General features: G+C 66.7%; 15 protein-coding genes. 9 read left to right on the top strand and 6 right to left on the bottom strand.

What is annotated here, in order from left to right:
* Window positions 1–209: 209 nt before the first annotated feature.
* The gene (gene mrf, locus ABIA30_RS18275; protein ID WP_370067896.1) at window positions 210–1388 is read right to left on the bottom strand and encodes a ribosome hibernation factor-recruiting GTPase MRF; all 1179 of its coding nucleotides are present in this window, start codon (window positions 1386–1388) and stop codon (window positions 210–212) included.
* Window positions 1389–1483: 95 nt separating this feature from the next.
* Between mrf and rpmB the strand changes: the two genes are divergently transcribed.
* From rpmB to rpsR, 4 genes are read left to right on the top strand one after another with little or no spacing between them, the layout of a single operon-like run.
* Entirely contained in the window at window positions 1484–1720 is a 237-nt protein-coding gene (gene rpmB / locus ABIA30_RS18270; protein WP_370067894.1) for a 50S ribosomal protein L28, read from the top strand.
* A complete protein-coding gene (gene rpmG, locus ABIA30_RS18265) occupies window positions 1721–1885 on the top strand; it encodes a 50S ribosomal protein L33 (protein WP_370067892.1) in 165 nt (54 codons plus the stop codon). It begins immediately after the preceding gene.
* Complete coding sequence (gene rpsN, locus ABIA30_RS18260; protein WP_370067890.1) at window positions 1885–2190, top strand: 30S ribosomal protein S14; 306 nt, start codon at window positions 1885–1887, stop codon at window positions 2188–2190. Before rpmG ends, rpsN begins: the two co-directional genes overlap by 1 nt.
* On the top strand, window positions 2191–2442 hold the full coding sequence (rpsR, locus tag ABIA30_RS18255; RefSeq protein WP_370067888.1) for a 30S ribosomal protein S18: 252 nt from the start codon (window positions 2191–2193) through the stop codon (window positions 2440–2442). It abuts the gene before it with no gap.
* Here rpsR and ABIA30_RS18250 read toward each other — a convergent pair.
* A complete protein-coding gene (locus ABIA30_RS18250) occupies window positions 2431–3279 on the bottom strand; it encodes a rhomboid family intramembrane serine protease (protein WP_370067886.1) in 849 nt (282 codons plus the stop codon). The genes rpsR and ABIA30_RS18250 overlap by 12 nt on opposite strands.
* Window positions 3280–3295: 16 nt before the next feature.
* The gene (locus tag ABIA30_RS18245) at window positions 3296–4078 is read right to left on the bottom strand and encodes an acyl-CoA thioesterase (protein WP_370067884.1); all 783 of its coding nucleotides are present in this window, start codon (window positions 4076–4078) and stop codon (window positions 3296–3298) included.
* Between the two features lie 38 nt (window positions 4079–4116).
* Here ABIA30_RS18245 and ABIA30_RS18240 point away from each other — a divergent pair, with 38 nt between their 5' ends.
* From ABIA30_RS18240 to lipE, 4 genes are read left to right on the top strand one after another with little or no spacing between them, the layout of a single operon-like run.
* On the top strand, window positions 4117–5325 hold the full coding sequence (locus tag ABIA30_RS18240; RefSeq protein ID WP_370067882.1) for a hypothetical protein: 1209 nt from the start codon (window positions 4117–4119) through the stop codon (window positions 5323–5325).
* A 38-nt stretch (window positions 5326–5363) separates the two neighbouring features.
* A complete protein-coding gene (locus tag ABIA30_RS18235; RefSeq protein WP_370067880.1) occupies window positions 5364–5990 on the top strand; it encodes a class I SAM-dependent methyltransferase in 627 nt (208 codons plus the stop codon).
* Window positions 5991–6025: 35 nt separating this feature from the next.
* Window positions 6026–6520, top strand: coding sequence for a peroxynitrite isomerase (locus ABIA30_RS18230; RefSeq protein ID WP_370068162.1), 495 nt, complete (start codon window positions 6026–6028; stop codon window positions 6518–6520).
* Entirely contained in the window at window positions 6517–7761 is a 1245-nt protein-coding gene (gene lipE, locus ABIA30_RS18225) for a lipase LipE (protein WP_370067878.1), read from the top strand. Before ABIA30_RS18230 ends, lipE begins: the two co-directional genes overlap by 4 nt.
* 4 nt (window positions 7762–7765) lie before the next feature.
* On the opposite strand, the gene ABIA30_RS18220 is transcribed toward lipE, so the two are convergent.
* Window positions 7766–8185, bottom strand: coding sequence for an SRPBCC family protein (locus ABIA30_RS18220; protein ID WP_370067876.1), 420 nt, complete (start codon window positions 8183–8185; stop codon window positions 7766–7768).
* A 74-nt stretch (window positions 8186–8259) separates the two neighbouring features.
* Between ABIA30_RS18220 and ABIA30_RS18215 the strand changes: the two genes are divergently transcribed.
* Window positions 8260–9804, top strand: coding sequence for an acyl-CoA carboxylase subunit beta (locus ABIA30_RS18215; RefSeq protein ID WP_370067874.1), 1545 nt, complete (start codon window positions 8260–8262; stop codon window positions 9802–9804).
* A 48-nt stretch (window positions 9805–9852) separates the two neighbouring features.
* Here ABIA30_RS18215 and ABIA30_RS18210 read toward each other — a convergent pair whose 3' ends face one another.
* Together ABIA30_RS18210 and ABIA30_RS18205 are read right to left on the bottom strand one after the other, a co-directional pair.
* Window positions 9853–10956, bottom strand: coding sequence for an FAD-dependent oxidoreductase (locus tag ABIA30_RS18210; RefSeq protein WP_370067872.1), 1104 nt, complete (start codon window positions 10954–10956; stop codon window positions 9853–9855).
* A gap of 13 nt (window positions 10957–10969) precedes the next feature.
* Window positions 10970–11761, bottom strand: coding sequence for an SDR family NAD(P)-dependent oxidoreductase (locus tag ABIA30_RS18205; protein WP_370067870.1), 792 nt, complete (start codon window positions 11759–11761; stop codon window positions 10970–10972).
* Window positions 11762–11792: the final 31 nt, after the last annotated feature.

Genomic DNA, 11792 nt, shown 5'->3' with positions numbered 1-11792 from the left:
AGAGTCAGAGCGATGACCGCCGCCACCGCCAGTCGACGCAGTTTTGCGCCACAGGTCCTGCCCACCAAAGTCGCCAACACCGGTCCGGCTCCATCCCTCGTCTGAACCTTGTATCGCGAAGTTAGCCCGGTGGTTCGGTCTGCTCGGGGACCCACACGCGGCGTGATCGCCTTGTTATCGAGGCGATTGACAATCGAGTCCTGAACCGCTTACGCGGCGCCGTGTTCGGTGCCCGGACCGTTGCGTACCGGTTCGTCGGCACCGCACGGTTCCTGATGCCAGTCACCGAACGGGTCCGGGTAGTCCGCCCACGTCTGCGGGCGGGCGAATTCCTCGTCGGTGAGCAGTGCCGACTCCAGGGGCGCCAGCACGTCCTCGTCCCGCGCGCCACACACCAGCATCGTCATCGCGATATGTCGATCACCGAAATCGTTGTCCCACATAAGGTCTGCCATGGCCCGACGCTCCCGGTTGAGATAGGCAGCCTCGCCGGGGGCCATCGCGGCGATCCACCGTCCGGCGTTGCTGACCCGCAGCCCTCCTCCGGCGGATTCCAACCACATGACATGCTCGGGCCGGTTGGCCAGCCACATCCGGCCGCGCGTTCTCACCACCCCGTCGAGTAGGTGATCGACCGCGTCATGCAGACGCTGCGGGTGAAACGGCCGCCGTGCATTGAACTCGATAATCTGAACGGGCCCTGCGGGTTTCAGGCTGGGCTGGCCGACGAGCAGCGAGGCATGCGGGTCGTCACTGCGACCCATCCGGGCATCGGGCCACAACGTCCGCAATGCGCTGTCCGTCGCTTCGCCCGTGGTGATGACCTGAGCCCGCGGCGCCAGCCGCCGGCATACCGCCAACAGCACCGGCTCGGAGCGAGTCAGCACCAGCACGTCCGCGAACTCGGCCTGTCCGACCACCACTTGCGCCACCGTACGACCGTCGGCCAATTCGTCCTCACCGAGTGCCTGCGACAACCAGTCGGTGTCGTCGATGCACGTGACCACGCCGGCAATGACGACATCACGCGCGGCGGGCCCGTCGATGTACCCGGGTCCGAGGACAACTCGGACATGGTTGATCGCCCAGCAGATCGGTTCGGGTTCCAGCCAAGGCGCCAGGTGCACCACGATGCGATTCACCTCCGCCCGCCGGTGCAGCAGGCGAAGATAGACCAGCAGGTCGTTGCGGATCGTGCAGGAGAGGCAGCCGTGCGCGAGTTCGAGTGCGGCTTCGGCGGTTTCACCCAGGCGGGTGACGGTTCGACGCCGGACCACATGCCCGTCGAACCGATGCTCGACCAGCACTGTGCCGGGGGTTTGAAGCAGTTCCTGCACGACCTCCGCGGTCCGTTCCTGCCCAGTCACCACGATCACCGGCGTACGCATTGCCACCCCTTATCGACAATCATTTTCAAAACCGACGTCGCAACGGTACAGTGCCGATCAGCACTTGTCGAAAATGATTTTCATTAAGGATGGTCATGTCTGCACACTGCCAAGTCACCGGCCGGAGGCCCAGCTTCGGCAACACGGTGTCCCACTCGCATCGTCGCACCCGCCGCCGATGGACCCCCAACATCCAGGTCAAAACCTATTACCTGCCCTCGCAAGACCGCCGCATCCGGCTGCACGTGAGCGCCAAGGGCATCAAGGTCATCGACCGCGACGGCATCGAAGCCGTGGTGGCCCGGCTCCGCCGAGACGGGGTGCGAATCTAGATGTCCCGCACCGATATCCGCCCCGTGATCAAGCTGAAGTCCACCGCGGGCACGGGCTACACCTACGTCACCCGCAAGAACCGACGCAACGACCCCGACCGAATCGTGCTGCGTAAGTACGACCCGATCGTGCGCCGGCACGTCGACTTCCGCGAGGAACGCTGATGGCCAAGAAGTCCAAGATCGTCAAGAACGATCAGCGCCGGCTGATCGTCGCGCGCTACGCCGTCCGTCGGGACGAGCTCAAGGCAATCATCAAGTCCCCGTTGAGCACGGCCGAGCAACAGCTGGCCGCGATGCGGGAATTGGCCCGCCAGCCCCGCGACGCCAGCGCCGTACGGGTCCGCAACCGGGACGCGGTCGACGGACGGCCGCGTGGGCATCTGCGCAAGTTCGGGGTGTCCCGGGTCCGGGTCCGCGAACTGGCACACGAGGGACACCTGCCCGGTGTCCGGAAAGCGAGTTGGTAGATGGCCCGCCGCAAGCCCGCTGCCAAGAGGCCTACCGATACCAAGCGACCGGCCAGGAATCTGCTGGACACTCTGGGCGTCGACCACCTCGACTACAAGGACACCGCCAAAGTGCGGCAATTCATTTCCGAGCGCGGCAAGATTCGCTCTCGCCGGGTCACCGGATTGACCGTCCAGCAGCAGCGTCAGGTGGCGACTGCCATCAAGAACGCGCGGGAGATGGCGTTGATCCCCTACACATCACACGGCTGACCAACCGAACATCGCCTGCAACGCCAGGGTGCGCCACACGATCAGCCCGAGGAACACCGCGAGCAGTATCACCGTCACGGATACGAGCGCCAGTTTTCGTTGCTGCGCGGGCGCATACGCGAACACCGCCGCCACCAGGACGCCGGTGACCAATCCGCCGACATGCGCCTGCCAGCTGATCGCCTGGGAACTGATCAACGGCACCACGAAGGTGATCACCAAGTTGATGACGATCACGGTCACGATGCCACGGGCATCGACCCGCAGCCGCCTCAGCAACACGAATGTGGCTCCGAACAAACCGAATATCGCACCGGATGCACCCGCCGACGCGGAGTTCAGCGGCGAGAGCAAGTACACCAACACCGACCCGCCCAGGCCACTCAGTCCGTAGAGAACTCCGAACCGCAACCGGCCCAGCCATTGCTCGAGCTGAGGACCCACCGCCCACAACGCCCACATGTTGAACGCGATATGGGCGAGGCCGTAGTGCAGGAATGCCGATGTCACCAACCGGTACCACTGCCCCTGGGCAACCCCGGGCGGCCACAGCACCAGATCCTGCTGCATGTGCTCCGACGTGTGCTGCAGCACGAACATCGCGACGTTCACCGCGATCAACAGGTAGGTGAGCACCGGCTTGACACCGATCTGCCCACCGAAGCGGGTGCGCACCTGCGGCGCCGACTGCTGTCCCTCCGCGACGCAGTCGACGCATTGCTGGCCGACGGCGGCGCTGCGCATGCACTCCGGGCAGACCGGCCGGCCACACCGGGTGCAGCTCACGTAGGTCTGGCGGTCGGGGTGCCGATAACAACTCGGCGCGGGGACGGTCATCGACACACTCTCCGGACTACAGCCGCCACAAGGCTTCCTGGCTGGTGCTGGCGATCAGCACTCCACCAGTGTCGTACAAGCTGCCGCGCACCAGCCCGCGGGAGTCGGCGTTGCCCAGGGCGATCACTTCGTATCGGTGCCAGTCCTGCGGCACGAACGGGCGATGGAACCACACCGTGTGGTCCAAGCTGGCGGCAAAGCCATCGGTGAGCACCGTACCGGCGGGCCGGGCCACCGGCACTGGCCCGAAGTCGGACATGAACGTCAGCATGCAGGCGCGAATCAGCGGGTCGTCCTCGATCTCGTCGTTGGTCCGGATCCAGAACGGCGGCACGGCGAACAACGATTCGTCGTTCGGGGTGACCCGGATCTCGAACCGATCAGCGAATCCGAGGGACGGCGCCTTCAGCACCGCGTCGTCCAGCTCGATCCCGATCGGTTCCGGCCGCTGCCAGATCGCGCCGGGCTCGGAAACGTGAAATGACGCGATCATTTCCAGGATCGTCTTGCCGTGCTGCTTCGCGGTGACCCGTCTGGTGTCGAAGGCACGCCCGTCGCGGGTCCGTTCCACGTGAAATTCGACGTCCACCCCGTACTGGCCGCCCCGGACGAAATACAGGTGCAGCGACTGCGGCAGCTTCTCGCCGGGGACGGTCCGGCCGGCGGCGGCCAGTGCCTGCGCGGCTATCAGTCCTCCGAACAACCGGGAGCCGGGTCCCCCTGCGGGTTGCGGCGCGGTGAAGACGTCGCCGTCGCGGGCGAAGTCGAGAAGTCGGGCGATCCAGCTGACAGAACTCACAAACCGGCAGCGTATCGGCTGGCCGGTACAGTCTGTCCGTGCGCCTGAGCCGCGACCGGAGGTTGGTCTATGCAGCGACCGGCCTCGGTGTCGGAGTGTGGTCGGCGATCATCTTCTACGGGGCCATCGCGCTCATCCCGGTCGAGCACTACCTGGTCTCCTATTACATCGCCGACTATCGGTTCGGTTTCATCCGGCGCGGACTGGCCGGTGAACTTGTGGGCCCGGTGGACGGCCCGTCATTCTTCGTCCGGGCCGGCGCGATGCGGTGGACGTCGACCGCCGCGTACCTTCTGAGCCTGGCGTCAGTGGGCCTGATGCTGCTGCGTAACGGCTGTTCGGAACGCCGGATCATGCTGGTGCTGCTACTGCCGACGCTCTCGTTCGGCGTTCCGTTCGCGGCCTTCTCGGCGCGCCCGGACCTGTTCGGCGCGACTGCCGTGGTGCTCCTGGCACTGAGTGTGGCGGCCCGGCCGGGTTGGGCGCTGCCCTGTAGTGCCGCGTACAGCGTTGTGATCGCGGGCCTGGCGTTCGTCCACGAAGCCATTCCGGTGGAGTTCGCCCTCGGTGCGATCCTCGCGATTTACCTTCTTGCCGAAGGCCTTTCACCGCGGCGACGACGCTGGTGCGCCGCCGTCGCCGTGGTTCCCGGCCTGGCCGCGCAAACCGTCATCTCGATGTTCGGCCGCCATGACGTCGGCGCCCGGCTGTGTGCCATCGCGCCGCACCGCGTGGTGCCGATGATGACCAATTTTCGCGAATTCCGGCAACAGCTGCGTACCGGCCATAGCCCGACGCGGGATTACCACACGTGGGCCTGCCGCTGGTATCTGACCGACTACGACAAGAGCCTGGCCGACGCCGTGCGGCACGTCGCGCACAAGGGCGTGGCCGGGCTGTCGGTTTCACTGGTGCTCGGGCTGGTGGGCTTGGCCGGATGCATCGCGGCGGTGCAATACCTCTCCGGGGTGCGGTTCACCGATTTCCTGTCCGGGCTGCGTGATCAGTGGGCATGGGCGGCCTTCGGGCTGGCGCTGACCATCCCGCTGTTCGTCACGGCTTTCGACTGGACCCGGTGGTTGCTGGTCATCGCCTTCAACACCGTCGTGGTTTACCTGCTGTACCTGCGAAACCGGCCCGAACTCGACGAACCGCCGCCGCGGCGCACAGTATCGGCATTCGTCATGATCACCGCCGCGTTCGCGGTGCTGCCACTCGGTCTCATCCCCGGCGGTGCCACCGGCTGATCCCGCCCCGCTCGATACCGGCGCTTAGTATCTGGCCCATGGTTCAGCGTCGAGGATTCAACGACATCGTCACGGGTTTCTGGAGCTTTGCTGCACCGGCCTACGACACCCAGGTATTACAGCGGTTGGTCTACCAACCGGCTCAGGACGAGGTGCTGGCTCAGCTGCGCACCCACAATGCCCACAAGGTCGCCGATATCGCCTGCGGTACCGGAATTTTCGCCGACCGAATCGAGCGCGAACTGCAGGCCGACGTCACGGGCGTCGACATGGCCGACGGCATGCTCGCCCAGGCCCGCGCCCGGTCCTCCGAGGTCACCTGGCAGATCGCGCCCGCCGAGCAACTGCCGTTTTTCGACGATGAGCTGGATGCGGTGGTGACCACCTCGGCGTTCCACTTCTTTGACCAGCCTGCGGCACTGCGCGAGTTTCACCGGGTGCTGCGACCAGGCGGTATCGCCGTGGTCACCACCATGAGCCCGCGGCAGGCCGGGCCGCTGCACGGGTTGTCGTCCAGTCTGCTGAACCCGGCGCACACCCCGACTCCACCGGCCATGGCGCAGCTGTTCGAAGATGCCGGGTTCACGGTGTCCGAGCAGCATCGGGTGAAGCGGCCGTGGTGGACGCAGCTGGTCTCCGACCTGCTGACCGTCGGGACCAAGTAACTACTCGTCGGGACTGCCGGTGATCAGCCCGTAGGCTGGCGACCGTGGCCGAACTGCATGCCGACGTCGCCGTTCTCGCACCGCTGCTGGGCGCCTGGGCCGGCGCCGGTTCCGGCGAGTACCCGACCATCGAACCGTTCGACTACACCGAGGAAGTGACCTTCGGCCACGTCGGCAAGCCTTTTGTGGCCTACGGTCAGCGCACCCGGGCCGCCGACGACGGTCGGCCGCTGCACGCCGAGACCGGTTATCTGCGGGTGCCGACCCCCGGCAAGGTCGAATGGGTGCTCGCGCACCCGACCGGGATCACCGAGATACTGCAAGGCACCCTGACGGTGCTCGACGACGGCCTGGAGCTGGACCTGCAGTCGACGACCATCGCACGTACCGATTCCGCGAAAGAGGTTGATGCGCTGCGCCGGTGGTTCAAGCTGGAGCGCGATACGTTGAGTTACAGCGTGCGGATGGCGGCGGTGGGTGTGCCGTTGCGACACCATCTTTCGGCCGCCTTGCACCGGAAGGACGCATGAGCTCCCCCGAACCCGGGCGTATCCGGGTGCCGGCCGATCTGGACGTGGTGACCGCGGTCGGCGCCGAGGACCATTCCGACGTCGATTCGCAAGCAGTGGAACGGATTTGGCGGGCGGCCCGGCACTGGTATGCCGCCGGGATGCATCCGGCCATCCAGGTCTGTGTGCGCCGTGACGGACGAGTGATCCTCGACCGCGCAATCGGGCACGCCTGGGGTAACGGCCCCGCCGACGCCCCCGATGCCGACCAGATCCCGGTCCGCACCGACACCCCGTTCTGCGTGTACTCCGCGGCCAAGGCCATCAGCACCACGGTGGTGCACATGCTGGTCGAGCGCGGCGAACTCGACTTGGATGCCCGGGTCTGCGACTACCTGCCGACCTACACCAGTCACGGCAAGGACCGCACCACCGTTAGGCACGTCGTCACGCACAGCGCCGGGGTGCCGCTGGCCACCGGACCGCGGCCAGACCTCAAGCGGATGGACGACAGCGCCTACGCGCGCGAGATGCTGGGCAATCTCAAGCCGATCTATCGCCCCGGCCTGATGCACATGTACCACGGGCTGACCTGGGGCCCGCTGGTGCGGGAAATCGTCTCGGCGGCAACGGGTCAGGGCATCCGCGACATCCTGGCCGCCGAGATCCTCGATCCGCTGGGATTCCGCTGGACCAATTACGGCGTTGCGATCGAAGATGTTCCGCTGGTGGCGCCCAGCCACGTGACCGGCAAGCCCCTGCCCGCGCCGATGGCAGCGATCTTCCGCAAGGCAGTCGGCGGCACCCCCACCCAGATCATTCCGTTCAGCAACACCGAGGCGTTCCTCACCAGCGTGGTGCCGTCGTCGAGCACGGTGTCCAACGCGTTCGAGTTATCGCGCTTCGCCGAAATCCTCTGCCGTGGTGGCGAACTCGATGGCGTCCGGATCTTACGACCGGAGACGCTGCGCGCCGCCACCCGACAGTGCCGACGGCTCCGCCCTGATGTCGCGACCGGCCTCATGCCGATGCGTTGGGGCACCGGATACATGCTGGGCTCCAAGCGGTTCGGGCCATTCGGCCGTAATTCGCCGGATGCCTTCGGCCATACCGGGTTGACCGATATCGCGGTATGGGCCGATCCATCGCGCGCGCTGTCGGTGGCGGTGGTCAGCAGCGGCAAGCCGAGCAACCACCCCGAATCCAAGCGGTATCCCGCGTTGTTGGACGCGATCGCCGCCGAGATGCCGGTCGGACTCTAGCCCGTCAGGCTTTGGTCGCGGCCCGCGCGAACAGTCGCAGCAACACCTGGCTCATGGCCGCCAGTGCCAGCTTCACCGGCGGGAACGAAGAGGTCGACGACACCGCGTAGTCGATACGCGTGCCCGACCCTTCGGGCGTCAACCGAACCTCACCCTGATAGCCGGGGATGGGCACGCCGGAACGCGCCGCGTATCCGAACAGGTTCGGGGCCTGAAACGTCACGACTTCCTCGGTCATCGCCGGTCCCGGGCCGGGCGTGGTGATGCGACGCACCGCACCGAGGCCGTTCGGCTCCGGGCTGCCGGGCTTGTCGACGGTCACGGTGACGCCGGGACCCCAGCTGGACATGCCTTCGTGATCGGTCAGCGTGTTCCAGACGGACTCGATCGGGCGGGCGACAGTGGTGGATGCGGTCGCTTGCATAGTGAAGACTCCTCGGTCGGTTGAATGTGATCATGCCGCACGCTCGGCCACGGCGTCTGGCAGGCTCGGTGCCGATGCCCGACGAACCGATCCGCGATGACCACGCCGAACTGCTGCGCCGGCGCGCACTGACCGAGGACGCCGCCCGACCCGATGCGGTGCACCGCCGTCACGACGCCCGGGGTCGTACCGCGCGGGAGAACATCGCCGACCTGGTCGACGCCGGCAGCTTCGTCGAATACGGCCGGTTCGCGATCGCCGCGCAGCGGCAGCGCCGCGCCGTCGACGACCTGCTCGCCCGCACCCCGGCGGACGGCCTGGTCGCCGGTACCGCACGGGTGGACGGTCAGCCGTGCGCGGTGCTGTCGTACGACTACACCGTGCTGGCCGGCACCCAGGGCGCACTGGGACATCTCAAGAAGGACCGGTTGTTCGACCTGATCGAGCGGATGAAGCTGCCGACGGTGTTCTTCGCCGAGGGCGGCGGCGGACGCCCCGGCGACACCGACTATCCGACGGTCTCCTCGTTGGATGTTCGGGCGTTCAAGTTGTGGGCTTCGTTATCCGGTGTGGTGCCACGGATTTCGGTGGTCAAGGGACGGTGTTTCGCAGGCAACGCAGTGATCGCCGGTTGTTCGGATCTGATCGTCGCCACCGCGGACACCTCGATCGGGATGGGCGGCCCGGCGATGATCGCGGGCGGCGGGCTCGGCGACGTCGCACCCGACGACGTCGGTCCGCTATCGGTGCAGGGGCCGAACGGTGTGGTCGACGTGGTGGTGCCAGACGAGGCCGAGGCGGTCACCGTCGCCCGGCGACTACTGGGTTACTTTCGCGGGCCCGGCTCCCCTGGTACGGTGGCCGACCAATCCACTTTGCGCACAATGGTTCCCGAGCGTGCCCGACGCGCCTACCAGGTCGGGCCGATCATCGAGACCCTCGCCGATCACGACTCGGTGACCTTCCTGCGGGAGAAGTTCGCCCCGGAGATGACGACGGCGCTGGCCCGCATCGAGGGGCGCCCGGTCGGGGTGCTGGCCAACAACACGATGGTGATGGCCGGAGCGATCACCGCGGCCGCCTCCGACAAGGCCGCCCGGTTCCTACAGCTGTGCGACGCGTTCGGGATTCCCGTCCTGTCGCTGGTTGATTGCCCTGGCTACATGGTGGGCCCGGCCGCCGAGGCCGAGGCATTGGTGCGGCGCGGGTCACGGATGCTGGTCGCCGGTGCAGCGCTGCGGGTCCCGTTGATCGCGGTGATCCTGCGGCGCGGTTACGGCCTTGGCGCACAGGCGATGTGCGGTGGCAGTCTGCGTGAGCCGCTGCTGACCGTGGCCTGGCCGGGTGCCCACCTGGGTCCGATGGGGTTGGAAGGCGCGGTCCGGTTGGGACTGCGCAAGGAGCTGGCTGCCATCGCCGACGAGACCGCCCGCGAGGAGGCGGTACGGGCGGCGACGGAGGCGGCCCAAGCCAATGCCGCCGCACTCAACGCCGCGTCGATGTTCGAGATCGATGACGTGATCGACCCGGCCGAGACCCGCTCGCTGATCGCCGCGACGCTGGCCGCAGCCCAGCCGGCCGGTTTGCCGCCCCGGCGGGGCTTCGTCGACACCTGGTGATCGGCGTCGGCGAACGACGTCTCGGCTCTGTTGCGCCCGCCGCCACCGTCAGTCCCGCACGCCGCGATACAGCGATCGCCGCACCACCAACCGTTGCAGCACCCGATCGACGGACCAAGCGGGGAATCGGACGGCCTGCCCCCACGGGGTGAAGACTTCCAGTCCATCGGGCTGCGGACCCAGCACCGATCCCCAGCGAACCGCCGGCGGTCGGTAGCGTCGCAACGGACGAGACTTGAACTCGGCCAGAATATTTCGAGCGACAAGCGCACCCCCGCCGTTGCGGGCAGAGGTCCGCTGCGGATCGGTGGCAGCGAGGTCACCGACCGCGTACACCCCCGGATGTCCCGACACCTGCAACTGTGGGGTGACCCGCACGAAGCCGTCGTCGTCGAGTATCTCGGGTGGCAACCACTCGGTATTGGGCTGCACCCGCCCGACCGCCCACAACACCGCGTCGGCTTCAGCCTGTGGTTGTCCGGTACTGAATTCAATTGGTCCGCTGGTTATTTGGTCGTGATCGCCGGGGAGCACCACACGATGGCCGGACTGCAACCGGACGCCGGCTTCGGCCAGTCGGCGTTCCACCCTGGCCCGAGTGCCGGGGTGGTAGCCCGGCAGTACCTCGGCGCCCGGGAAGTACAGCTCAATCCGCTTGCCCGGCCAAGTCCGAGCCAGGTTCGCCGCCGAACTCACCGCAGCCGCGCCGCCGCCGATGACGGCGATCCGCTCGGCCGCGGCGAGCCGGTGGTGTGTGCCGTGCAGATCCGCGGCCACGTCGCCGGCGGATTGCAAGGTGGGACGGCGCCAGAATCCATTACTGGTACCGGTGGAAATGACCAAGGCGTCGAACGACTCGGTGACTTCGGTGCCATCGGCGGTGACCACCGAGACGGTACGAGCCGCGAGATCGGTACCGGTCAACGCGCCGTGCACAATCCGCACACCGTCCAATCCCCGAAAGCGCCGGAAACCGATGAAGTAGTCCCGCGCCCAGTCGTCGGGGCGGGACACCCGCATGCCGAGTTCCTGCCCACTGACCAGCCCGTCTTTCACCGAGATACCGACCACGTCGGCGTGCTCAGCCAGCCGGACTGCCGCAAGTATGCCGCTGTCCCCCAGCCCCGCGACGACGATTCGTTTTCGACTCACTGGGTTGTCCTGGTCAGGGCAGGATCGAGTCGACATAGCCACCATCGGCGCGAACCGCGGCACCGGTGGTCGCCGACGCCTGCGGTGAACTCAGATAGGTCACCATGTTGGCAATCTCGTCCGGTTCAATCAGCCTGCGTAGCAACGATTGTGGCCGGAACTTGATCATGAATTCGCGCTGCGCCTCATCCCACGGCAAGTCCTTGTCCACGAGCTGGTAGACGAACTCCTCTACGCCACCGGTGTGAGTGGGGCCGGCGATAACCGAATTCACCGTCACTCCGGTACCGGCAGCGTCCTTTGCAAAGCCGCGGGTCACCGCCAACAGTGCAGTTTTGGACACGCCATAGTGGATCATCTCTGCCGGGGTGACGACCGCCGAGTCACTGGCGATCTGGATGATCCGGCCCCAGCCCCGCTGCGTCATCGCGGGTAGGTAGGTCCGGATCAGCCGCACAGCGGAGAGCACGTTCACCTCGAAGTAGAGGCGCCACTGCTCGTCGGTGATTTCCCGGGCCGGTGTCGATCCGAAGATGCCCAGGTTGTTCACCAGGATGTCAACGTCCGTCAGCCGCTCGATGAGTTGATCGACGCCGTCGGCCGTGGCGACATCCGCTGCGATGCCGTCGACGTCGGTCAGGCCGCGGCCGGTCAGCTCGGCCACCGCCGCCTGGACCCGCTCTTCACTGCGGCCGTTCACCACCACCCGCGCACCGCTGCCACCTAGCCCTTCGGCTATCGCCAGTCCAATACCTTGGGTGGATCCAGTGACCAGGGCGGTCTTGCCGGTCAGATCGATGTGCACAACCGTTCCTCCAATGTGATTGCCGGTCATC

This window comes from Mycobacterium sp. MAA66 (genome assembly GCF_041261665.1).
Lineage (GTDB): Bacteria > Actinomycetota > Actinomycetes > Mycobacteriales > Mycobacteriaceae > Mycobacterium.
This window is presented reverse-complemented; position numbering and strand designations above follow the sequence as displayed.